This window comes from Shinella sp. AETb1-6 (assembly GCF_009826875.1).
GTDB lineage: Bacteria > Pseudomonadota > Alphaproteobacteria > Rhizobiales > Rhizobiaceae > Shinella > Shinella sumterensis.
Genome location: NZ_WUMM01000014.1, coordinates 87493 through 108632 on the forward strand (window position 1 = coordinate 87493; position 21140 = coordinate 108632).

Sequence of the window (21140 nt, forward strand, 5' to 3'; positions counted from 1 at the left end):
GCTTTTTATGGCCAAACCGTCCGGTTCGCCCCCCGATACCGTGCGAAAAACGGATAACGAGCCGTTCTATCGCAGGCTTTTTGCGCGTTCCAGTTTCGGATTTGCCGCGCTCGATGCAGAGCGGCGCATCATTGACGCCAATGATGCCCTGCTGCGTGCCTTTGGCATTTCGTCCATTGCGGAACTCCCGACCTTCGACGCCTGTATTTCTGCGTGCGACCGGGCGATCCTGCCCTTCGCCATGCGCAAGGAGCTGACCGAGCAGGCCCCGTTGGAAATCCGCCTGCAACGTCCTGACGGCGATGAATTCTGGGTGCTCGCCTCCTTTATCGAACCGCCTGCCCTGCCCGGTGACGACCTTGCGCCCGACATGATCGTGCAATTCCTGGATGTGGACGAGCGCAAGCGCAATGCTCTTGAACTGGCCGAGCGCGAGAGCCGCTGGAACCACGCGCTCGAATCGGCCGGCCAGGGTGTGTGGGATCACGATTTTGCGCGCGACCAGCGCTTCTACTCCCGCCAGTGGTGCACGATACGGGGCCGGCAACCGCACGAGACCTACGATTCCGCTCTCGACGAATGGATCGGCAACGTGCATCCCGATGATCGTGAGCACGTGCTTGCGGCCATCGCACGGCAGGAGAGCGGAGAGACTTACTTCAGCGTCTTCTCCTACCGCGAACGCCACAAGGATGGCCGCTGGGTCTGGATCGAAAGCCGCGGCGCCGTGGTGGAATACGGACAGGACGGCAAGCCGAGCCGCATCGCCGGCACCGATACCGACATCACCGATCGCAAGGAAGCGGAAGAACGGCTTTCACAGATGTCGCGGCGCCTGGAACTGGCGCTCGACGTCTCGCGCGTCGGCGTGTTCGAGGTCGATCTCAAGTCCAATACGGTGAACTGGGACGACCGCATGATCGAGATGTACGACCTGCGGGAAGCGCCCGATATCGGCAGCTGGGAGAGAGCCCTGCATCCCGACGACCGGCATGTGGCGGAGAATGTCGTCGCCAACGGCCTCGCGAACAACGTGGATTTCGCCAATGCATTCCGCATCATCAGGGGCGATGGCGAGATCCGCCATCTGCGCGGCCGCGCCGCCCCTTACACGGACATGGCCGGCGTACCCCGACTCATCGGCGCGAACTGGGACGTGACCGAGGATGTCCAGATCCAGGAAGAACTGAAGCGTGCGAAGGACCTCGCGGAAGCTCGCAACGAGGCGCTGGAGATCGCGCGCGCACGGATCGAGTACACGTCGCTGCACGATCACCTGACGGGCCTGCCGAACCGGCGTTATCTCGATTCCACGATGGAAGATGCTGCCCGACGGGCGGAGCTGGACGGTAGCCGGCTTGCGGTACTCCATATCGACCTCGACCGCTTCAAGGAGATCAACGACACGCTCGGCCATGACGCCGGCGATCAGATGTTGATACATGCCGCCGGCGTATTGTCAGATCTGAAATCCGCCAGCGATTTCGTCGCCCGCATTGGCGGCGACGAATTCGTCTTTCTTTCCGCAGGGCCGGCGCCACGCAACCTAGCTTCGCTCGCCGAAGCGATCGTCACGGACATGCGCAAACCCGTCACCTTCAACGGGCATATCTGTCGCTTCGGCGCCAGCGTCGGCATCGCCAGCCAATCGGGCGCGGCGATAGATGCACGGCAGTTGCTGGTCAATGCCGACCTCGCGCTCTACCGCGCCAAGAACCGCGGCCGAAGCCGGCATGAATTCTTCACCAGCGATTTCCAGGCGCAGATCATCACCAACAAGCAGACGGCCGACGACATTCTGTCCGGTGTCGAACAGGGCCGCTTCCTGCCCTACTACCAGCCGAAATTCTGCGCCCGCACGCTCGATATCGTCGGCGTGGAAACGCTGGCGCGCTGGAATCATCCGACACGCGGCATCCTGACCCCGGACGCCTTCCTCAAGATCGCGGAAGACCTGGACTGCGTGGCGACAATCGACCGCATCGTGCTCGACAAGTCGCTTGCCGACTTCGCGCAATGGCGGCGGCTCGGCCTTGGGATAGATCAAATCTCGGTCAACGTCTCATCCAAGCGCCTGCACGACCCCGAGCTCGCACGCGCGCTCCGCGCGCTGGATATCGCGCCGAAATCGCTGTCCTTCGAACTGCTGGAATCCATCTTCCTGGATGACTGCGACCATGTCGTTCTGGAAAACCTCGCGGAAATCCGCAATCTCGGCATCGATATCGAAATCGACGACTTCGGCACCGGCCACGCCTCCATCGTCAGCCTGATGAAGCTCAGGCCACGCCGCCTCAAGATCGACCGGCAGCTCGTCAAGCCCGTCAGCCGGTCGCCCGCGCAGCGAAAGCTCGTCGGCACGATCATCGAGATCGGCCGTTCGCTGGATATCGAGGTGATTGCGGAGGGTGTCGAGACGCCCGCCCATGTCACCATCATGCGCGACCTCGGCTGCGACAGCCTGCAGGGCTATGCGCTGGCGCGTCCCATGCCGGCCGAGGCGATACCGGATTTCGTGCGCCGACAGGACTGGCGGAAACTGGCGGGCGGCGCCTGTGACATTCACGACGCTTCCCCGCACCTCGTCAGCAGCTAGACAGCAAAAAGCCGCCGGGCGAGAGGCACGGCGGCTTTCGAATGCTGTTTGCGGCCAATCGCTCAGCCGGCTTCGATCTGTGACACGGCGACGGCGAGAAGCTCGACCATCTGCAGGCGGATCTCGTCTTCGCTGCGCGCAACACCGGCTGCGTCGAAGTCGGCCTTGACCTTGCGCACGACATCCTCGTGGCCTGCTTCTTCGAAGTCGGCGGCGACGACCTCCTTGGCATAGGCGTCGGCATCGTCACCGCTCTTGCCCAGCAGGCCGGCAGCCCAGAGGCCGAGCAGCTTGTTGCGGCGTGCTTCCGCCTTGAAGCGAAGCTCCTCATCAAGCGCAAACTTGGCTTCGAAGGCCTTTTCCCGATCGTTGATGCTGGCCATAGATTACTCCCGTCGATTCTTTTGCCCCGTTTGGGCTTCCAAGCCCATAAATCAAAACGCCGGGAAAAGTGCAATGCGAACTTTTGTCCCGCCGTAACTTCACCGAAACGCCGGAAATCGGGGGATCGGGCGGAACGCCGATTGTTAAACTGCGGCATTTCGTTTATGGGAGCGCAAACGAACCACACCCGCGCAGCCCAAGAGCGCCAACAACCGAGATAAAAACCATGAACCGTCGCCGCCGTATCTACGAGGGCAAGGGCAAGATTCTTTATGAGGGTCCCGAGCCGGGCACGCTGATCCAGTTTTTCAAGGACGACGCCACCGCCTTCAACAAGAAGAAGCATGACGTCATCGACGGCAAGGGCGTGCTGAACAACCGGATCTGCGAATATCTCTTCACGCAGCTGAACAAGATGGGCATTCCGACCCATTTCATCCGCCGCCTCAACATGCGCGAGCAGCTGATCAAGGAAGTCGAGATCATCCCGCTCGAAGTGGTCGTGCGCAACGTGGCCGCAGGCTCGCTGTCCAAGCGCCTCGGCATCGAGGAAGGCACCGTCCTTCCCCGCTCGATCATCGAATTCTACTTCAAGGCCGATGCGCTCGAGGACCCGATGGTCTCCGAGGAACACATCACGGCCTTCGGCTGGGCGAGCCCCCAGGAACTCGACGACATCATGGCGCTCGCCATCCGCGTCAACGACTTCCTGTCCGGCCTCTTCCTCGGCGTCGGCATCCAGCTCGTCGATTTCAAGATCGAATGCGGCCGTCTCTACGAAGGCGACATGATGCGCATCATCATCGCCGACGAGATCTCGCCGGACAGCTGCCGTCTCTGGGACATCGCGACCCAGGAAAAGATGGACAAGGACCGTTTTCGCCGGGACATGGGCGGACTTCTGGAAGCCTACCAGGAAGTGGCCCGCCGCCTCGGCGTCATCAATGAGAACGAGCCCGTGCGCGGCACCGGCCCCGTTCTGGTGAAATAACACGCTCCCAAGGATGGAACGATAGACATGATCAAGGCACGCGTAACGGTTACGCTGAAGAACGGTGTTCTCGACCCGCAGGGCAAGGCGATCGAAGGCGCCCTCGGCAGCCTCGGTTTCGACGGCGTCGGCCAGGTCCGCCAGGGCAAGGTCTTCGACCTCGAGCTTGAGACCGCCGACCGCGCCAAGGCTGAAGCCGATCTCAAGGCCATGTGCGAGAAGCTGCTGGCCAACACGGTAATCGAGAATTATACTATCGCCCTCGCCTGACGGTTGAAGGGACGAAGCAATGACGGATATTTCGCAGGAGTTAATGTTCGAGCTCATGAAGCGTATCCAGTCTGACCTTACCACGTTTAAGGACGGACAGCGGGATATGCGGCAGGATATCGTGAGCCTGCGAAATCACATGCATGTCATGCAAGGGGACGTCAACAACCTACACAGCAGCATGGCTCAGGTGTTGACACGTCTCGACCGTATCGAAAACCGCCTCGAATTGCGTGAACTCGCCGAGGCCCAGGCAAGGTTTGAACCACACCCATGAAGTCCGCCGTCGTCCAGCTCCCCGGCCTTAACCGTGACCGCGACATGATCGCGGCGCTGACCAAGATTTCGGGCGTTGCGCCCGTCACCGTCTGGCAGACCGAAACGGACCTGCCGGATGTCGACCTGATCGTCATCCCCGGCGGCTTCTCTTATGGTGATTATCTGCGCTGCGGTGCCATTGCCGCGCGCATGCCCGTCATGCAGGCGATCAAGGCGAAGGCCGAGGCCGGCGTGAAGGTTCTCGGCGTCTGCAACGGCTTCCAGATCCTGCTTGAGGCGGGCCTTCTGCCGGGCGCGCTGATGCGCAACGCCTCGCTGAAATTCGTCTGCCGCGAGGTGAAGCTGGAAGTGGTGAACGCCGATACGGATTTCACCCGCGCCTATGACAAGGGCCAGATCATCCGCTGCCCCGTCGCCCACCACGACGGCAACTATTTCGCCGATGCCGAGACGCTCGCCGCCATCGAAGGCAACGGCCAGGTCGTCTTCCGCTATGCTGACGGTACCAATCCCAACGGCTCGATCAACGACATTGCCGGCGTGATGAACGCCAAGGGCAACGTGCTCGGCCTGATGCCGCATCCGGAAAACCTCATCGAAGCCGCCCATGGCGGCTCGGATGGCCGCGGCCTCTTCGCATCGGTGCTCGACGTAATCGCTGCTTAACCGGTCCTTGTTATCAAGGGCGCATGTTCGCTTTCGAAAGGCTTTCCATGCGCCCTCTTCCGTCCGTCAAGCTCATCCTGCCGCTCGCTCTCGCCGCGGCTCTGGCCGGCTGCCAGACGAAGACACCGGCGCCGAGGCCAAACGGCGCGGCCCTGCCGACGATGGAGCGCGTTGCGCTCGGCGCCAATGCCTGCTGGTTCAAGTCGGGTGATCCGGCCTTCAAGGCCTATCGCCTTGCGCCCGAGCTGAATTCCTTCTCCGGTCGGCCGCGCATTCTTGTCGTCCACCGCAATTCGCCGGAATCGCGCCCGCTGCTCGTCGTGCAGGCTGAAGGCAATCCCGCCAAGCTCGACGCCTTCGGTCCGCTGATGAGCGAGCCGGTCGGCGCCCGCATCGCAACCGACGTCCGGCGTTGGGCGGCCGGCGGCAAGGGCTGCTGAGCCTCAGTTCCAGTAAAACGATTTTGCGACCTCCCGCCGCGCCTCGCTGCGGGAGATGCCGATATCCTCGAGCTGCGCGTCGGTGAGATCGAGGAGCGCATAGCGCGTGCGCCGCTTCATGACCCAAATCCGGTAGACACGCACCGTCCGCCGCAAAAGCGAGCACACCGGAAAGACCGGCGCCCGGATGGCTTGGGAGCGAATTGCATCGATTGTCATCATATTTCTCCTGAACTTGTCACAGGGCGTGTGACAATTGGTGCATTCAGGAAATAATTGACTCCATCGGCGGTGCAATATATGAATTGGCACCATGACAAATTGGCTCCCCAATCTTCAGGCCACGGACGGCCCGCTCTATGTCCGCATTGCCGACCAGATCGAGCAGGCGATCGGCATCGGCGCCCTTCCCGCCGGCAGCAAGCTGCCGCCGCAACGCAATCTCGCCTATGACATCGGCGTCACCATCGGCACCGTCAGCCGCGCTTATGCGATGGTGCGCGAGCGCGGTCTTGTCAGCGGCGAGGTCGGACGCGGGACCTATGTGCTGGGCTCGGGCGACAACGACAGCGCCGCCGCGGTCGATACCGTCAGCGCCCGCCTGATCGGCACCCGGGCGTCGAGCGCGCCACCCGGCAAGCTGCGCTTCGACACGACGGCGGCCACCAATGTCGGCCAGTCCTCGGCCATCACGGATATCGTCGCAGCGATCTGCCGTGAGCAGCCGAGCGAGATTGCGAGTTATACGCGCAGCTTTCCGGCCGACTGGCTGGAAGCCGGGCGCCGCTGGCTGAAGCACGGCGACTGGCAACCCGGCCATGACAGCATCGTTCCCACGCTCGGCGCCCACGCCGCCGTCATCGCCGCAGTTTCGGTCATCACCGCGCCGGGCGACCGCATCGTCTTCGAACATGTCACCTATTCGCAGGTCAGCCGCGGCACGGCGCTGATCGGCCGCCAGAGCGTACTGGTGGATTCAGATGCCGACGGCGTGCTTCCTGATGATTTCGAGCGGGTCTGCGTCCAGCAGCACCCCAAGCTCGCCTTTCTCATGTCGTCGGCCCAGAACCCGACGCTCGCCACCATGCCGGAAGACCGGCGGCGCGCGATTGCCGCCATCGCCAAGCGGCACAATGTCTTCCTCGTGGAGGACAATCTCTACGGCGGATCGACGGAGAACGGCCTGCCGCTCATCGCGGAGCTGGCGCCGGACCGCACCTTCCTCGTTGGCGGGCTTTCCAAGAGCGTCGCGGCAGGCGTGCGTGGCGGATGGATCGCCTGCCCGCCGCACCTTGCCCAGCGCGTGCGCATCGCCCACAAGATGGTGAGCGGCGGCCTGCCGTTCCTGCTCGCCGAGCTTGCCGCGCGGCTGGTGCTATCAGGCACGGCGGAAGCCATTCGGGCGCGGGTTTCCGACGAGGTGATGGCACGCGAGGCGCTCGTCCGCGAGATCTTCGCCGGCCTCGAGTTCAATTCGCATCCGCGCGTGCCCTTCGTCTGGCTCAAGCTGCCCGACCCCTGGCTTTCGGGCACCTTCCGGCAGGCGGCCTTCGCCGAGGACGTGCTCATCGACGACGAGGACGAGTTCAAGGCGGGCCGTTCGGAAAAGACCTTCCATCGGGTGCGGATCGGCATTTCCTCGCCGGAAAACCGGCAGGATGTGGTTGCCGGCCTCACAAGGCTGCGCAGGCTCATCACGTCGGGGCCGAGCGGTTATGACAGCCCGGCCTGAAAGCCGTGCCCGCCTGTGATTCCCGGTCATTTTCCTGTCGCGCTGCACGGCGGCATGGGGTAAAGAGACCCCAATCCTGCCCTCCACGACAAGACGAGCGACGATGACCATTTCGAACACCCGCCCGATCACTCCGGAGCTGATTGCCGCCCATGGGCTGAAGCCGGACGAATACGACCGCATCCTTTCGCTGATCGGCCGCGAACCCACCTTCACCGAGCTCGGCATCTTCTCGGCCATGTGGAACGAGCACTGCTCGTACAAATCCTCCAAGCGCTGGCTGCGCACGCTGCCGACCAAGGGTCCGCGCGTCCTCCAGGGCCCCGGCGAGAATGCCGGCGTCGTCGACATCGATGACGGCGACTGCGTCGTCTTCAAGATGGAGAGCCACAACCACCCGTCCTATATCGAGCCTTATCAGGGCGCGGCGACCGGCGTCGGCGGCATCCTGCGCGACGTCTTCACCATGGGCGCGCGGCCCATCGCCGCCATGAACGCGCTGCGCTTCGGCGAGCCGGATCACCCGAAGACCCGCCACCTCGTTTCCGGCGTCGTCGCCGGCGTGGGCGGATACGGCAACTCCTTCGGCGTTCCGACCGTCGGCGGCGAGGTCGAGTTCGACCCGCGCTACAACGGCAACATCCTCGTCAACGCCTTCGCCGCCGGCCTTGCCAAGTCGAACGCCATCTTCCTGTCGGAAGCCAAGGGTGTGGGCCTGCCGGTCGTCTATCTCGGCGCCAAGACCGGCCGTGACGGCGTGGGCGGTGCGACCATGGCATCCGCCGAATTCGACGAGACGATCGAAGAGAAGCGCCCGACCGTGCAGGTCGGCGATCCCTTCACCGAAAAATGCCTGCTGGAAGCCTGCCTCGAGCTGATGCAGACCGGCGCCGTCATTGCCATCCAGGACATGGGTGCGGCCGGCCTCACCTGCTCGGCCGTGGAAATGGGCGCCAAGGGCGACTTGGGCATCGAACTGAACCTCGATCTGGTTCCGGTCCGCGAAGAGCAGATGACTGCCTACGAGATGATGCTGTCGGAAAGCCAGGAGCGCATGCTCATGGTTCTCGAACCCGCCAAGGAAGAGGTCGCCAAGGCGATCTTCGTGAAGTGGGGTCTGGCCTTCGCCATCGTCGGCTACACCACGGACGACCTGCGCTTCCGCATCCTTCACCAGGGCGAGGAAGTGGCGAACCTGCCGATCAAGGACCTCGGCGACCAGGCCCCGGAATACGACCGCCCATGGCGCGAACCCGGCAAGCCCGCGCCGCTGCCGGCCAATCTGGTTGCTGAACCGGAAAACTACGGCGAGGCCGTTCTCAAGCTGGTCGGCTCGCCCAATCAGTCGAGCCGCCGCTGGGTCTATGAGCAGTACGACACGCTCATCCAGGGCAATTCGCTGCAGATCCCCGGCGGCGACGCCGGCGTCGTGCGCGTCGAAGGCCATGCCAGCAAGGCGCTTGCCTTCTCCTCCGACGTCACCCCGCGCTACGTCGAGGCCGATCCGTTCGAAGGCGGCAAGCAGGCCGTCGCCGAATGCTGGCGGAATATCACGGCGACCGGCGCCGAACCGCTTGCCTCCACCGACAACCTGAATTTCGGCAACCCCGAAAAGCCCGAAATCATGGGCCAGTTCGTCAAGGCCATCGAAGGCATCGGCGAGGCCTGCCGCGCGCTCGATTTCCCGATCGTCTCCGGCAACGTCTCGCTCTACAACGAGACGAACGGCATCGCGATCCTGCCGACGCCCACCATTGCCGGCGTCGGTCTGCTGCACGACTGGTCGGTCATGGCCAAGATCGGCGGCGCGAAGGACGGCGACCAGCTGATCCTCATCGGCACCGATGGCAGCCATCTCGGCCAGTCCGTCTACCTGCGCGACGTCGTCGGCAAGATCGACGGCCCCGCCCCGGAAGTGGACCTGCATGCGGAACGCCGCAACGGCGATTTCGTGCGCTCGGCCATCCGCAACGGCCAGGTCACCGCCTGCCACGACATTTCCTCCGGCGGCCTCGCCATCGCGCTCGCCGAAATGGTCATGGCCTCCGGCAAGGGCGTCAGGGTGGACCTGTCGGATGCCAATGGCCCTGCGCATGCCGTTCTGTTCGGCGAAGACCAGGCCCGCTACGTGATCGCGGTCCCCGCCGACCTCGCGAACTTCATCTGCGCCAGCGCGGAAGGCGCGGGCGTGCCGTTCCGCCGCCTGGGCACCGTCGGCGGCGACGCACTTGCCGTGGACGGCCTGTTGTCGCTGTCGATTGAGCAATTGCGCAACACCCATGAATCGTGGTTCCCTGACTTCATGGATGGCAACGGCACCGCCGCTGCCGCCGCGGAATAAATAAGGGAGCAGTTTCATGGCCATGTCACCGGGCGATATCGAAGACCTCATCAAATCCGGCATTCCGGGAGCGAAGGTGGTCATCCGCGATCTTGCCGGCGACGGCGACCATTATGCTGCCGAGGTCGTCGCGGAAGCCTTCCGCGGCAAGACCCGCGTGCAGCAGCACCAGATGGTCTATGACGCGCTGAAGGGCAATATGGGCGGCGTGCTGCACGCCCTTGCCCTCCAGACCTCCATTCCGGACTGACGCCATGGCTGGCCTTCTCAACGAACTCGTCAGCGGCGTGGTCGATGCAGCCCTCAAGGAGGTGCTGAAGAAGACCGGCGTGCGCAAGGCCACAACGACCAAGCGTACGCGCCGCAAGACCACGACGCGCAAGAAGGCCTCCGGCGGGCTTCTCGGCGATATCATCGAGGCAGCCCTGAAGCCGGCCAAGCGGCCGCGCAAGCAGGTGAGCCGGCGTCGCACGGCCGCCAGCCGCAGCAGCCAGCGCAGCCGCTAGACGCGGCTTGCACTGCTCCGCAAACAGGGATCTCGGAACGTGACCGCAGACAACGGCTCGGCCACAAGCGGGCAACCCGGCATCCTTTTTGTCGCCCTCGGTTATATCGCCGCCGTCCTGACCGCGACGACGGTGGTGATCGTGTTGCTTTACTTCTGGTCGGGCGCGAGCGACGGCCTGTTTCAGATTTTCGTCGTCGGCCTCGCCTACACCTTCGGCTGCGCCCTTCCCGGCTTCGTCGTCACGGTCGTCCTTGCGCGCGTTCTCCAGGTGAGGGCGTGGCTGTTCTTCGTGATTGCCGGCGGCATCGACGGCCCGTTCTCGCTGGTGTTCATCGACCGCTCGCTGCTGAGCGACGCCCTCGCTGTCATGGTCCTCGCCGGCGGTCTGGCCGGCGGCCTGATCTACTGGCTCGTTGCCTATTATCGCCGCGGTGGCGCGCCTGCCTGAAAAGCACGGCATGCATTTTTTGCACGCGGACTTCTGGCAATTGTCACACGAGGTTGTTATCTAGGGCAAATGGTTCATCCCATCGGCCCTTGAAGCCGATTTGCTAGGGAATATGGAAATGAGCGGCATCCACGATTTCATCGACAACGAAGTCAAGACCAACGACGTCGTGCTCTTCATGAAGGGCACCCCGGAATTCCCGCAGTGTGGGTTCTCCGGCCAGGTCGTCCAGGTGCTGGATTATGTTGGTGTGGACTACAAGGCGATCAACGTGCTCGCGGACGCCGATATCCGCCAGGGCATCAAGGACTATTCCAACTGGCCGACCATTCCCCAGCTCTATGTGAAGGGCGAATTCCTCGGCGGTTGCGACATCGTGCGCGAAATGTTCCAGGCGGGCGAATTGCAGTCCCACCTTCAGGAACAGGGTATTGCGATCAAGGGTGCTGCCTGACGATATGCGGTCTTCTGACTGCCGATATTGCAAAGGCGCCGCAACCCAGCGGCGCCTTCTCTCATTTTTGGAATGAATTGATATGTCCGGACTTTCCCCCGAAGCCGCCCAGCGCCTGAAAGGCATGGGCAAGATAGAATTCATCGCGCTCATGGCGCTGCTGATGGCGCTGAACGCGCTGGCCATCGACATCATGCTGCCGGGTCTCCAGGAGATCGGCGCCAGCCTCGGCGTCGAGAGCGAGAACCACAGGCAATATGTCATCTCGGCCTACCTGATCGGCTTCGCCTTTGCGCAATTGCTGTACGGCCCGGTCTCCGACCGGTTCGGCCGGCGCATTCCCATGTTCGTGGGCCTCGGGATCTATGTCGTGTCCTCGCTTGCCGCGATCCTCGTTCCGAGCTTCACCGCCCTTCTCGTGCTGCGCTTCGTGCAGGGCATCGGCTCGGCGGCCATGCGCGTCATCACCGTGTCCATCGTGCGCGACATCTTCGGCGGCCGCGCGATGGCGGAGGTCATGTCGCTGATCATGATGGTGTTCATGGTCGTTCCCGTCATGGCGCCGGGCATCGGCCAGGTGGTGATGGTCTTCGGCGACTGGCACCTGATCTTCGTCTTCATGGCCGTGATGGCCGCGGCCGTCTGGGCGTGGATGTATTTCCGCCTGCCGGAAACGCTGCATGAGGACGACGTGCGCCCCTTCACGGTGCGCTCGGTGCTTGAGGGCTTCCGCATCGTCCTGACCGATCGTGTGGCGCTCTGTTACACCCTGGCGAGCACCTTCATCTTCGGGGCGCTCTTTGGCTTCATCAACTCCGCGCAGCAGATCTATGTCGGCATCTACGGGCTCGGCGTGTGGTTCCCGGTCGCCTTCGCGGCGGTGGCGGCCTTCATGGCGCTGTCGTCCTTCGTCAATGCCCGCCTCGTCGGTCGCTTCGGCATGCGCCGCCTGTCGCACGGCGCACTCCTCGGCTTCCTCGGCGTGAACGCGCTTTGGCTGGTCCTGACGCTGCTCTGGCCGACGCACCTGCCCTTTGCCCTGTTCCTCGTGCTGTTCGCGCTCGCGATGTTCCAGTTCGGCTGGATCGGCTCGAACTTCAACTCGCTGGCGATGGAACCGCTCGGCCATGTCGCCGGCACCGCCTCCTCAGTGCTCGGCTTCATGGGCACGGCCGGCGGCACGGTGGTGGGCGCCGTCATCGGCCAGTCGTTCAACGGAACCGCCCTGCCGCTCGTGCTCGGCTTCTTCTCGCTTTCCGTAATCGGCCTGGTCTTCGTGCTGATTGCGGAACGAGGCAAGCTCTTCCAGCCGCACAATCAGGCGACGTGACGACAAGCGAAAAGTTCACGAACAGGAAGGGCCCGGTCGCGAAAGCCACCGGGCCTTTTTCATTCTGCCTGAAAACAGCTCAGTCGACGAAGACTTCGCGACGCAGCAGTTCCCAGCTGTCCCTGTCCGGCGCGACCAGTAGGCCACCACCGACATGGTGCGGCTCATAGGGGTTGCCGTCGAAGCGTGCGGCATAAGCGCCGGCTTCCTGTGCGATCAGCGTGCCGGCCAGGTGATCCCAGGGCATCAGCTTGTTGTACATCAGATAATGCAGGTGTCCGCCGGCGAAGGTGCGGTATTCGTGCGCCGCGCAGCGATAGTTCGAAACGAAAGCGACCTTGGCGAGATTGGCCAGCACGCGCGCGCGCCGCTCGCGATCGAAGAAACTCGTCGAGGCCATGCCCGTCATCTCTTCCAGCGGCGCTGCGCCGCGGGCCTTGAGCTTGACGGCCGGGCGGTGGCCGCCGGTCTGCCACGCGCCGCCGCCCTTCTCCGCCATGACGAAATCGTCGCCCATCGGATCGTAGATGATGCCGCCGACCGTCTGGCCGCCGGAGACGATGGCCGCCATCACGCCGAACATCGGAACGCCGGCCGCGAAGTTGAACGTGCCGTCGATCGGGTCGACCACGATGGCGAGATCGGCATCGGCAAGCTTCGGCAGCAGCGCCGGATCGGCCGCAACCGATTCTTCGCCGACGAACAGCGCGCCCGGAAACTGTGCCTCGACCTCGCGCTTGATGAAGCGCTCCGCCGCCTCGTCGGCGATCGTCACGAGATCGTTCGCATCCGCCTTGGTGTGGACGTCACCCTTTGCGAGCGCGCGGAAACGCGGGCGGATTTCGGCTTCGGCCGCCTGTGCGAGCACGAGCGCGAGGGCATTGATATCAATCGTCGTCATTCTTGTCTTACCGTTTCGAGGGAGGAGAAATCGAAGAGCTTCGGATCGAGCAGATGGGAGGGATTGGCATGGCCGAGCGCACGCAGCATGGCGTCCTTGCGACCCGGCATGCGCGTCTCGATATCGGCCAGCATCGCCTTCATGGCGTTGCGCTGCAGCCCGTCCTGCGAGCCGCAGAGATCGCAGGGAATGATCGGAAACTGCATGGCGGCGGCAAATTTCGCCAGATCGTCCTCCGCCGCATAGGCGAGCGGACGCAACACCATCAGGTCGCCCTCGTCGTTGAGGAGCTTCGGCGGCATGGTCGCCAGCCGGCCGCCGTGGAAGAAGTTCATGAAGAAGGTCTCGAGAATATCCTCGCGATGATGTCCGAGCACCAGCGCGTCGCAGCCCTCCTCGCGGGCGATGCGGTAGAGGTTGCCGCGCCGAAGCCGCGAGCACAGCGAGCAATAGGTCGCCCCCGACGGCACCTTTTCCTTCACGATGGAGTACGTGTCGCGATATTCGATGCGATGCGAAACACCGATGGACTTCAGGTATTCCGGCAGGATGTGCTTGGGAAAGTTCGGCTGGCCCTGATCGAGGTTGCAGGCGATCAGTTCGACCGGCAGCAGGCCGCGCCATTGCAAATCCATCAGCAGCGCCAGCAGGCCGTAGCTGTCCTTCCCCCCCGAAAGGCCGATCAGCCAGCGTTTCTGGCCCTTCAACATGGCGAAATCGTCCATCGCCTGCCGCACCTGACGCAGCAGGCGCTTGCGCAATTTGTTGAAGGACACGCTGGACGGCGCAGTCGAAAAGAGCGGATGACGGCCTTCGTCCGGGGTGTCGTCTTCGGTTTCGGCGAGTGCGAGGGTCATGCGCCTGCAATGCCCCGAACCGCCGGCACAATCAAGCCCCGAAGATCGACCAGCCGGTGCGCGCCGCCAGCATTTCGAGCGCCAGCGATCCGAGAAGCGAATTGCCGTTGTCGTTGAGCCCGGGCGACCAGACGGCGACCGACGCCTTTCCCGGCGCGACGGCCAGGATACCCCCGCCCACGCCGCTCTTGCCCGGCAGGCCGACCCGGTAGGCGAAGTCGCCGGAGCCGTCATAATGGCCGCAGGTCAACATCAGCGCATTGATGCGCCGCGCCCGAAGGTGCGAGACCACGCGGTGGCCGGTCAGCGGATTGATGCCGCTGTTGGCGAGGAACAGCCCCGCCCGCGCCAGCTGGCGGCAGCTCAGCGCCAGGGCGCACTGGTGGAAATAGACGCCGAGCACCAATTCGGCGGCATGGTCGAGCTTGCCGAAGGAGCGCAGGAAATTGGCCAGCGCGAAATTGCGGAAGCCCGTCGCCTGCTCGGAGCGCGCGACATCCTGGTCGACGATGATGTCGTCCTCGTCGGCGAGATAGCGCATGAAACGGACGATCTCGCCGATCGCCTCCTTCGGCGTATGCCCGGCCAGCACGAGATCGGTAATAGCGATGGCGCCCGCATTGATGAAGGGATTGCGCGGAATGCCGCCCTCATATTCCAGTTGCACGATGGAATTGAAGGCGGATCCCGACGGCTCCCGGCCGACGCGTTTCCAGATCGCCTCGCCGTGCTTGCCGAGCGCCAGCGTCAGCGTGAAGACCTTGGAGATGCTCTGGATGGAGAACGGCTCCTGCGCGTCGCCGGCGAGATGCACGGCACCGTCGACCGTCACGACGGCCATGCCGAACTTCTTCGGGTCGACATGGGCAAGCTGGGGAATGTAATCGGCGACCCTGCCCTCGCCGCGCCGCGGCGACAGGCTGTCATGGATATCGTCGAGGATGGCCTGCAGATCCATCGTGCACTGTCCCCCAAAGAAAAAGCCGCCAATCTCTTGGCGGCTTTTCCGGATTTGGCAAGGTGTCGTTCGCGATTAACGCGAGTAGAATTCGACAACCAGGTGCGGTTCCATGACGACGGCGTAGGGCACGTCGGAGAGAACCGGGACGCGAACGAAGGTCGCGACCATCTTGTTGTGATCGACTTCGATATAGTCGGGAACGTCGCGCTCGGCGAGGCTGACGGACTCAAGGACCGTAACCAGCTGCTTGGACTTGTCCTTGACTTCGATGACGTCGCCCGGCTTGCAACGGTAGGAACCGATGTTGACGCGCACACCGTTGACCTTGACGTGGCCGTGGTTGACGAACTGACGGGCAGCGAAGACCGTCGGAACGAACTTGGCGCGGTAGACGATCGCGTCGAGGCGCGATTCGAGCAGGCCGATCAGGTTTTCCGGGGTGTCGCCCTTGCGGCGTTCGGCTTCGGCGAAGATCGCGCGGAACTGCTTCTCGCGGATATCGCCATAGTAGCCCTTCAGCTTCTGCTTGGCGCGGAGCTGAACACCGAAGTCCGAAAGCTTGGACTTGCGGCGCTGGCCGTGCTGGCCCGGGCCGTATTCGCGGCGGTTGACCGGGGACTTCGGACGGCCCCAGATGTTTTCGCCCATGCGGCGGTCGATTTTGTACTTGGATGCAGCGCGCTTGCTCATCGCATTTCCTCTAAGTCTTGTTATGGCCTGCCCGTTGCCGGACCGGCTCTAAGGAAACACGCCCTCCTCTGAACCTTGCGGGTTCCGACAGGCTTCTCACGATCGCGACCGGAGAATCCACGGGACATGTCAAATGAAACACCGGACATTTCTGCCCGGCGCTGGCGGGGTCATTAGGGGAGTTTTACAAAACTGTCAACGAGCAAAGCCCGGAAAATCCGCCTATTCCGCCGCATCTTGGTGGGAATCGGCAAGGTCCGGCCCATTGGCGTCACCCGGCAGCGTCTCGCAGCCGAGATCCGGGAAGGCGACGATGCGGTGGCCGGCGAGATCGCTGTGCACCACGACCAGCCCCTGCTCCTCGAAATAGCCGAGCAGGCGCCGCGCCCGGCGGGCCGAATGCGTGCCGTAGGCGCGCGCGATGCGGGCATCCGACGGGCAGGCAAGGCCGCGCACCGCGGCCTGCGCGATGAGCAGGAAGACGCCCTGGAGATCCTCCGTCACGCTATGCGACAGGTCGAGCGCCCTGCCCCAGACCTCCGTCGCGGCCGTCTCGGCATCGACGCCCGAGCGGGCGACGGCCATCTTGCGCCGGAAGGCCGGCAGCGACAGGGGCGCGCCGGGCACGCGGCGAATGCGGCAGCGCACGAGAAAATCCTGGAAGAGCTCGGCATCGGCGCGGAACGCCGCTTCCGGATTGCCGAGGATTTCGGCCAGCGCCTGGTCGAGCAGGCTTTCGCGCTCCTCGGCGGATATCTCGGGCGCCAGCGCCTTCGCCTCCGCCTGAACCGGCTCCGGGCGTGCGCGGGAAAGTTCGGCCAGGATATCCGTCGTCGGCCGTGGCGCGGGCGGCGCGCGGCGCACCAGCGGGCGGGAAAACTCGTCGGGGTCAGGCGTGAAGATCAGGTCTTCGACATCCTGCGGCGCATCCGGCAGCGGCATCAGCTTGGGGCTGGTCGAGCGTGCGGAGGTCTCCACAGCACCGATCGTCACCGGCAGCGGGCGGCGCGACAGCGCCGGCCCGAGCGCCACGAAGGAGCCGCGCGGCAGGTCGCGGAACATTTCCGCCTGCCGGCGATCGAGGCCGAGCAGATCGGCGGCGCGCGCCATGTCGATATCGAGGAAAGTGCGGCCCATCAGGAAGTTGGAGGCCTCCGCCGCGACGTTCTTGGCAAGCTTGGCAAGACGCTGCGTGGCGATGACGCCGGCAAGGCCGCGCTTGCGGCCGCGGCACATCAGGTTGGTCATCGCGCCGAGCGAGAGTTTTCGCGCTTCTTCCGAGACTTCGCCGCTGACGGCGGGCGCAAAAAGCTGTGCTTCATCGACGACGACGAGCACAGGATACCAGTAGTCCCGGTCGGCATCGAACATCGCGTTGAGGAAAATGCCGGCTGCGCGCATCTGCTCGTCGGCCTCCAGGCCTTCGAGCGAGAGCACGCAGGACACGCGATGCTGGCGAATGCGGTTGGCGATGCCGACAAGCTCGGCCTCGGTGCGCTGCCCGTCTACGACCACATGGCCGAAGCGGTCCGACAGCGTGACGAAATCCCCCTCGGGGTCGATGATGACCTGCTGCACCCATTGCGCGGATTGTTCGAGCAGGCGGCGCAGAAGATGCGACTTGCCCGATCCGGAATTGCCCTGCACCAGCAGGCGCGTCGCCAAGAGTTCCTCGATATCGAGCTTGGCCGGTGCGCCGCCCTGCACCGTTCCCATGTCGATGCCGACCTTCATCCCGTTCCTCGTTTCTGAAATCTGCGATTCGCCCGGCCGCCACCGGGCAACCGGCAAGCCCTAACACGAAATGCCGACCCGTCACCTCAGGCTTTTGAAAAACCCACAGGGTTCTGGGTCAGGCAGCCTTGTCGTTCAAGGGCAGGACATCGGGTTGCTCACGCCGCATGGCCTCGGCGAGATCGAAATTGGCCTGCATGGCAAGCCATGCGCGCGCCGTGCCGGCGCCGGCGCGCTCGAGACGCACAGCCAGATCGGGACTGATCGCGGCGCGTCCGTTGAGCACACGCGACAGCGCGACCCGCGACATGCCGAGACGCGCGGCGGCATCCGTCACGGAAAGGCCGAGCGCCAGAATCACATCCTCACGAAGCAACTCTCCAGGATGGGGAGGCATTTTCATCATGACCGCAATCCTCTCAATGGTAATCCTGGTAATCGACCAGCTCGACATCGGTCCCGACGAAGCGAAACGTCACGCGCCAGTTTCCATTCACCCAAACCGACCAGTGGCCTTTCAGGTCACCCTTGAGCGCATGAAGCCTGAAGCCGGGAAGGTTGACGTCGGCGGTGCCGCTCGCGACATCGAGCAAAGCCAGGATACGAGCGAGCTTTGCCGCGTGGGACGCCTGGATGCCGCGTGTCGAGCCTGACCTGTAGAAGACCTCAAGCCCTTTGTGCCGAAAGCTGATGATCATCGCACAATGTAACGCGTATCGCTACACGATACAAGCCGCGTCACACCACGCGCAGGCCGAAACCCTGCATCAGGCGGCGGGTGGAGAAGTCGGGGTTGCCGGAGGTGAAGATGGCGATGTCCTCGCCCGGCGCCAGCGTTTCGAGCGGCGGCACGAGGCGGCGGGCCTGCCGGGCGATGGCTTCTGCCGGGTCGAGCCAGTCGACCGGCCAGGGCGCCAGCTTGCGGAAGAGGTTCGCCATGAAGGGATAGTGCGTGCAGGCCAGTACCACGATATCCGTCTTGCGGCCCATCTCGTCCACGAAGCAGGGAATGATTTCCGCGCGCACCGCCTCGTCCGACAAGGTCTCGCCCCGGATATAGGCCTCGGCCATGCGGGCAAGATTTTCCGAGCCGACGAGACGCACGTCGCATTGCGTGGCAAACGACTGGATCAGGTCGCGGGTATAGGCGCGCTTGACCGTACCGGGTGTGGCAAGCACCGAAACGTGGCCCGAGCGGGTGCGCTCGGCCGCCGGCTTGATGGCCGGCACGGTGCCGACGAACTGCATGTGCGGGAACGACGCGCGCAAATCCGCGCCGACAAGCGTGAAGGCGGTGTTGCAGGCGATGACGCAGATTTCCGGATCGTGTTCGTGCAGCAGCCCTGCGAAGAGGTCGACGATATGCGCCTTCAGCGCCGGCTCCTCCCAGCCGCCATAGGGAAAACCCGCATCGTCGGCCACATACGTAAAATGCCGCTCCGGCATCAGCACGCGCGCCTCGCGTAGCACCGTGAGGCCGCCGATGCCGCTGTCGAACATCAGGATCGGTTTTGGACTAGTCGATGTCACGAGGCACCTTGGGCCGGCGGTTGCGGGTTCGGTTCGGATTGGCCGCGCCGCGCGGTGATTCGCGGGTGAAGCGGTCGAGGCAGGAAATCACGCCGCGCAGCACCTGGATCTCCGTGCCGGTGAAGGAAGGACGCGTCAGAATGGCGCGCAGGTTCTCCACCAGTTTTGGCTTTTTTTCGGCAGGCCGGAAGTAGCCGCGCGCATCCAGCGTCTCCTCGACGTGATCGAATAGGCCCTGGAGCTCCTCCTTCTGGGCCGGACGCTGCGGCAGCGCGCTGAACGGTGTCACCTCGACGGACGAAAGGCCGCTCTTCATCCATTCGTAGCTCATCAGCAGCACGGCCTGGGCGAGATTGAGCGATGCGAAGGCCGGATTGACAGGGAAGGTCACGAGTTCGTCGGCGAGCGCAATCTCCTCGTTGGTGAGGCCCGTGCGCTCGCGGCCGAAGAGGATGCCGGTCTTCTGCCCTGCCCGGAAGCGCGTGCGCAGATCATCGGACGCCACGACCGGCGAACGGACCTCCTTGTAGCCGTAGCGGTCGCGCGCCGTCGTCGCATAGACGAATTCGAGGTCGGCGATCGCGGCTTCCAGCGAGGGGAAGACCGTGGCGGCCGCAATGACGTGATCGGCCTTGCTGGCGGCGGAAATCGCCTTCTCGCTTGGCCAGCCGTCACGCGGATTGACGAGCCGCAGTTCCGCCAGCCCGAAATTCGCCATGGCGCGCGCCACCATGCCGATATTCTCGCCCAGTTGCGGATGAACGAGAATGATCGCCGGTCCCTCGGCGATCAGCGTGCGTTCGCTGTTCGTGCCTGCCATGCCCTATATCCCTAGAAAAACCGGGCCTCAGTGGCACAATTGACCGGAAATGAAAAGCGTTACTGGCCGCCGGCGGCCGCTTCCGCGCCATAGCGCGCCAGTTCGCCCAGCTCTTCCTTGAGGGTCGATTCGTCCTCGCCCTCGCGCACCATCTCGTCGATGACGGGCCGCCCGTCTTCCTCGATCACCTTGAAGACCAGCGTCGTCTTGGCCTGCGAGGGGTCGCGCTCGGGGAAACAATGGGTGTTGTCGAAGGTCACGGTCACGTCGTCCGTGCCGTCCTTAGGCGTACCCTCGGTGATCGTCAGGTCCTTCAGCGAACAGCCGTCCTGGCCGCTGACGATGGGATCGTAGCCGAAGGGCGAGCCGCCATCGTCATAGGCCGGATATTTCGCGGCCTCGCGGTATTTGGCGACGAGATCCTTGCTGTAGAGCCGCTTCAGGAAATCCTCGTTGAAATAGTCGATGTAGTCGGGCGCCGTCTCGGTATCCTCCTTCATCTCCTTCCAGTTGCTGGCGGTGGCCGCCATGAGTTCCTCCACGGGCGCCTTGAAGGTGGCGGCATGGGCCGAAATCGGGATCAGGACGGCAAGGGCGGCGAGACCGAGGCGCGACATCACACTCTCCATTGGCTGGCTCCATTGGCTGGCGGCAGACGAGGTCGCATGCCCGCGACTCTTCTGAAACGGAATTCTGGCGAAACTTATTCCGCCGCGCGTGGAAAATAAACCGGCTCGCCCCGTGCCCGGCTTTGCCTTCCCGGCCGTGAGTGCTATAGGGCCACTCGGTTCTTTCAAGTCCACGATCCGGGGCGTTCTGCCCCTACAAGCACGAGGCTCCCCATGGCAAAGATCAAGGTCGCCAATCCCGTCGTCGAACTCGATGGCGACGAGATGACGCGTATCATCTGGCAGTTCATCAAGGACAAGCTGATCCATCCCTATCTGGACATCGACCTTGAATACTACGATCTCGGCATGGAAAACCGCGACGCCACCGACGACCAGGTGACGATCGATGCCGCAAATGCCATCAAGAAGCACGGCGTCGGCGTCAAGTGCGCCACCATCACGCCGGATGAGGCCCGCGTCGAGGAATTCAAGCTGAAGAAGATGTGGAAGTCGCCGAACGGCACGATCCGCAACATCCTCGGCGGCGTCATCTTCCGCGAGCCGATCATCGCCAAGAACGTCCCGCGTCTCGTTCCA

At 63.8% G+C, this 21140-nt stretch carries 26 protein-coding genes; 14 read left to right on the forward strand and 12 right to left on the reverse strand.

Annotation, left to right across the window (positions count from 1 at the left end):
- Positions 1-7: 7 nt before the first annotated feature.
- On the forward strand, positions 8-2596 hold the full coding sequence (locus tag GR158_RS21035; RefSeq protein WP_160872457.1) for a bifunctional diguanylate cyclase/phosphodiesterase: 2589 nt from the start codon (positions 8-10) through the stop codon (positions 2594-2596).
- Positions 2597-2658: 62 nt separating this feature from the next.
- Here GR158_RS21035 and GR158_RS21040 read toward each other — a convergent pair whose 3' ends face one another.
- Positions 2659-2979, reverse strand: a complete 321-nt coding sequence (locus GR158_RS21040) for a DUF1476 domain-containing protein (RefSeq protein ID WP_134650795.1) — start codon at positions 2977-2979, stop codon at positions 2659-2661.
- A 227-nt stretch (positions 2980-3206) separates the two neighbouring features.
- On the opposite strand from GR158_RS21040, the gene purC reads away from it, so the two are divergent.
- Genes purC through GR158_RS21065 form a run of 5 tightly spaced genes read left to right on the forward strand, consistent with a single transcriptional unit; the run spans position 3207 to position 5626 of the window.
- Positions 3207-3971: a phosphoribosylaminoimidazolesuccinocarboxamide synthase gene (gene purC / locus GR158_RS21045; RefSeq protein ID WP_134650796.1), complete on the forward strand. Its 765-nt coding sequence runs from the start codon at positions 3207-3209 to the stop codon at positions 3969-3971.
- A 27-nt stretch (positions 3972-3998) separates the two neighbouring features.
- Positions 3999-4241, forward strand: coding sequence for a phosphoribosylformylglycinamidine synthase subunit PurS (purS, locus tag GR158_RS21050; protein ID WP_160872458.1), 243 nt, complete (start codon positions 3999-4001; stop codon positions 4239-4241).
- A gap of 19 nt (positions 4242-4260) precedes the next feature.
- Positions 4261-4518 carry a hypothetical protein gene (locus GR158_RS21055; protein ID WP_160872459.1) on the forward strand — a complete coding sequence of 86 codons (258 nt, stop codon included), beginning with the start codon at positions 4261-4263 and terminating at the stop codon, positions 4516-4518.
- Positions 4515-5186 carry a phosphoribosylformylglycinamidine synthase subunit PurQ gene (purQ, locus tag GR158_RS21060; RefSeq protein WP_134650799.1) on the forward strand — a complete coding sequence of 224 codons (672 nt, stop codon included), beginning with the start codon at positions 4515-4517 and terminating at the stop codon, positions 5184-5186. Before GR158_RS21055 ends, purQ begins: the two co-directional genes overlap by 4 nt.
- 47 nt (positions 5187-5233) lie before the next feature.
- Positions 5234-5626, forward strand: coding sequence for a hypothetical protein (locus tag GR158_RS21065; protein WP_134650800.1), 393 nt, complete (start codon positions 5234-5236; stop codon positions 5624-5626).
- Between the two features lie 3 nt (positions 5627-5629).
- Here the strand turns inward: GR158_RS21065 and GR158_RS21070 are convergent, their stop codons facing one another.
- On the reverse strand, positions 5630-5845 hold the full coding sequence (locus tag GR158_RS21070) for a DUF1127 domain-containing protein (protein ID WP_160872460.1): 216 nt from the start codon (positions 5843-5845) through the stop codon (positions 5630-5632).
- A gap of 94 nt (positions 5846-5939) precedes the next feature.
- On the opposite strand from GR158_RS21070, the gene GR158_RS21075 reads away from it, so the two are divergent.
- The 7 genes from GR158_RS21075 to GR158_RS21105 all read left to right on the forward strand — a co-directional run bounded on the left by GR158_RS21075 (position 5940) and on the right by GR158_RS21105 (position 12439).
- The gene (locus GR158_RS21075) at positions 5940-7358 is read left to right on the forward strand and encodes a PLP-dependent aminotransferase family protein (protein WP_134650802.1); all 1419 of its coding nucleotides are present in this window, start codon (positions 5940-5942) and stop codon (positions 7356-7358) included.
- 103 nt (positions 7359-7461) lie between these two features.
- Positions 7462-9699, forward strand: coding sequence for a phosphoribosylformylglycinamidine synthase subunit PurL (purL, locus tag GR158_RS21080; RefSeq protein WP_160872461.1), 2238 nt, complete (start codon positions 7462-7464; stop codon positions 9697-9699).
- Between the two features lie 16 nt (positions 9700-9715).
- Positions 9716-9949 (forward strand): BolA/IbaG family iron-sulfur metabolism protein, encoded by a 234-nt coding sequence (locus tag GR158_RS21085; RefSeq protein WP_117366205.1) that lies wholly within the window; start codon positions 9716-9718, stop codon positions 9947-9949.
- A 4-nt stretch (positions 9950-9953) separates the two neighbouring features.
- Positions 9954-10205 (forward strand): hypothetical protein, encoded by a 252-nt coding sequence (locus GR158_RS21090; RefSeq protein WP_134650804.1) that lies wholly within the window; start codon positions 9954-9956, stop codon positions 10203-10205.
- A 39-nt stretch (positions 10206-10244) separates the two neighbouring features.
- Positions 10245-10655, forward strand: a complete 411-nt coding sequence (locus GR158_RS21095; protein ID WP_134650805.1) for a hypothetical protein — start codon at positions 10245-10247, stop codon at positions 10653-10655.
- Between the two features lie 118 nt (positions 10656-10773).
- A complete protein-coding gene (gene grxD / locus GR158_RS21100) occupies positions 10774-11109 on the forward strand; it encodes a Grx4 family monothiol glutaredoxin (RefSeq protein WP_160872462.1) in 336 nt (111 codons plus the stop codon).
- 124 nt (positions 11110-11233) lie between these two features.
- A complete protein-coding gene (locus GR158_RS21105; protein WP_160872473.1) occupies positions 11234-12439 on the forward strand; it encodes a multidrug effflux MFS transporter in 1206 nt (401 codons plus the stop codon).
- Positions 12440-12518: 79 nt separating this feature from the next.
- On the opposite strand, the gene GR158_RS21110 is transcribed toward GR158_RS21105, so the two are convergent.
- The 10 genes from GR158_RS21110 to GR158_RS21155 all read right to left on the reverse strand — a co-directional run bounded on the left by GR158_RS21110 (position 12519) and on the right by GR158_RS21155 (position 20549).
- The gene (locus GR158_RS21110; protein WP_160872463.1) at positions 12519-13340 is read right to left on the reverse strand and encodes an inositol monophosphatase; all 822 of its coding nucleotides are present in this window, start codon (positions 13338-13340) and stop codon (positions 12519-12521) included.
- Positions 13337-14197 carry a tRNA 2-thiocytidine(32) synthetase TtcA gene (gene ttcA, locus GR158_RS21115; protein WP_160872464.1) on the reverse strand — a complete coding sequence of 287 codons (861 nt, stop codon included), beginning with the start codon at positions 14195-14197 and terminating at the stop codon, positions 13337-13339. Before ttcA ends, GR158_RS21110 begins: the two co-directional genes overlap by 4 nt.
- A gap of 31 nt (positions 14198-14228) precedes the next feature.
- On the reverse strand, positions 14229-15155 hold the full coding sequence (locus GR158_RS21120) for a glutaminase (RefSeq protein WP_134650809.1): 927 nt from the start codon (positions 15153-15155) through the stop codon (positions 14229-14231).
- Between the two features lie 75 nt (positions 15156-15230).
- A complete protein-coding gene (gene rpsD, locus GR158_RS21125) occupies positions 15231-15848 on the reverse strand; it encodes a 30S ribosomal protein S4 (protein ID WP_134650810.1) in 618 nt (205 codons plus the stop codon).
- Positions 15849-16070: 222 nt separating this feature from the next.
- A complete protein-coding gene (locus tag GR158_RS21130; protein ID WP_160872465.1) occupies positions 16071-17582 on the reverse strand; it encodes an ATP-binding protein in 1512 nt (503 codons plus the stop codon).
- 118 nt (positions 17583-17700) lie between these two features.
- Positions 17701-17988 carry a HigA family addiction module antitoxin gene (locus GR158_RS21135; RefSeq protein WP_160872466.1) on the reverse strand — a complete coding sequence of 96 codons (288 nt, stop codon included), beginning with the start codon at positions 17986-17988 and terminating at the stop codon, positions 17701-17703.
- Positions 17989-18001: 13 nt separating this feature from the next.
- Positions 18002-18280: a type II toxin-antitoxin system RelE/ParE family toxin gene (locus tag GR158_RS21140; RefSeq protein ID WP_160872467.1), complete on the reverse strand. Its 279-nt coding sequence runs from the start codon at positions 18278-18280 to the stop codon at positions 18002-18004.
- Positions 18281-18320: 40 nt separating this feature from the next.
- Positions 18321-19112, reverse strand: a complete 792-nt coding sequence (murI, locus tag GR158_RS21145; RefSeq protein ID WP_160872468.1) for a glutamate racemase — start codon at positions 19110-19112, stop codon at positions 18321-18323.
- Complete coding sequence (locus GR158_RS21150; RefSeq protein ID WP_160872469.1) at positions 19099-19932, reverse strand: RNA methyltransferase; 834 nt, start codon at positions 19930-19932, stop codon at positions 19099-19101. Before GR158_RS21150 ends, murI begins: the two co-directional genes overlap by 14 nt.
- Before the next feature lie 59 nt (positions 19933-19991).
- Positions 19992-20549 (reverse strand): hypothetical protein, encoded by a 558-nt coding sequence (locus GR158_RS21155; protein WP_134650816.1) that lies wholly within the window; start codon positions 20547-20549, stop codon positions 19992-19994.
- A gap of 225 nt (positions 20550-20774) precedes the next feature.
- Between GR158_RS21155 and GR158_RS21160 the strand changes: the two genes are divergently transcribed.
- A partial coding sequence (locus GR158_RS21160) for an isocitrate/isopropylmalate family dehydrogenase (protein ID WP_246665736.1) occupies positions 20775-21140 on the forward strand: 366 nt, incomplete at its 3' end.

Coding starts and splice junctions, on each gene's coding strand:
- GR158_RS21035 (WP_160872457.1), top strand. CDS start 8: ATGGCCAAACCGTCCGGTTCGCCCCCCGATACCGTGCGAAAAACGGAT.
- GR158_RS21040 (WP_134650795.1), bottom strand. CDS start 2,979: ATGGCCAGCATCAACGATCGGGAAAAGGCCTTCGAAGCCAAGTTTGCG.
- purC (WP_134650796.1), top strand. CDS start 3,207: ATGAACCGTCGCCGCCGTATCTACGAGGGCAAGGGCAAGATTCTTTAT.
- purS (WP_160872458.1), top strand. CDS start 3,999: ATGATCAAGGCACGCGTAACGGTTACGCTGAAGAACGGTGTTCTCGAC.
- GR158_RS21055 (WP_160872459.1), top strand. CDS start 4,261: ATGACGGATATTTCGCAGGAGTTAATGTTCGAGCTCATGAAGCGTATC.
- purQ (WP_134650799.1), top strand. CDS start 4,515: ATGAAGTCCGCCGTCGTCCAGCTCCCCGGCCTTAACCGTGACCGCGAC.
- GR158_RS21065 (WP_134650800.1), top strand. CDS start 5,234: ATGCGCCCTCTTCCGTCCGTCAAGCTCATCCTGCCGCTCGCTCTCGCC.
- GR158_RS21070 (WP_160872460.1), bottom strand. CDS start 5,845: ATGACAATCGATGCAATTCGCTCCCAAGCCATCCGGGCGCCGGTCTTT.
- GR158_RS21075 (WP_134650802.1), top strand. CDS start 5,940: ATGACAAATTGGCTCCCCAATCTTCAGGCCACGGACGGCCCGCTCTAT.
- purL (WP_160872461.1), top strand. CDS start 7,462: ATGACCATTTCGAACACCCGCCCGATCACTCCGGAGCTGATTGCCGCC.
- GR158_RS21085 (WP_117366205.1), top strand. CDS start 9,716: ATGGCCATGTCACCGGGCGATATCGAAGACCTCATCAAATCCGGCATT.
- GR158_RS21090 (WP_134650804.1), top strand. CDS start 9,954: ATGGCTGGCCTTCTCAACGAACTCGTCAGCGGCGTGGTCGATGCAGCC.
- grxD (WP_160872462.1), top strand. CDS start 10,774: ATGAGCGGCATCCACGATTTCATCGACAACGAAGTCAAGACCAACGAC.
- GR158_RS21105 (WP_160872473.1), top strand. CDS start 11,234: ATGGGCAAGATAGAATTCATCGCGCTCATGGCGCTGCTGATGGCGCTG.
- GR158_RS21110 (WP_160872463.1), bottom strand. CDS start 13,340: ATGACGACGATTGATATCAATGCCCTCGCGCTCGTGCTCGCACAGGCG.
- ttcA (WP_160872464.1), bottom strand. CDS start 14,197: ATGACCCTCGCACTCGCCGAAACCGAAGACGACACCCCGGACGAAGGC.
- GR158_RS21120 (WP_134650809.1), bottom strand. CDS start 15,155: ATGGATCTGCAGGCCATCCTCGACGATATCCATGACAGCCTGTCGCCG.
- rpsD (WP_134650810.1), bottom strand. CDS start 15,848: ATGAGCAAGCGCGCTGCATCCAAGTACAAAATCGACCGCCGCATGGGC.
- GR158_RS21130 (WP_160872465.1), bottom strand. CDS start 17,582: ATGAAGGTCGGCATCGACATGGGAACGGTGCAGGGCGGCGCACCGGCC.
- GR158_RS21135 (WP_160872466.1), bottom strand. CDS start 17,988: ATGATGAAAATGCCTCCCCATCCTGGAGAGTTGCTTCGTGAGGATGTG.
- GR158_RS21140 (WP_160872467.1), bottom strand. CDS start 18,280: ATGATCATCAGCTTTCGGCACAAAGGGCTTGAGGTCTTCTACAGGTCA.
- GR158_RS21150 (WP_160872469.1), bottom strand. CDS start 19,932: ATGGCAGGCACGAACAGCGAACGCACGCTGATCGCCGAGGGACCGGCG.
- GR158_RS21155 (WP_134650816.1), bottom strand. CDS start 20,549: ATGTCGCGCCTCGGTCTCGCCGCCCTTGCCGTCCTGATCCCGATTTCG.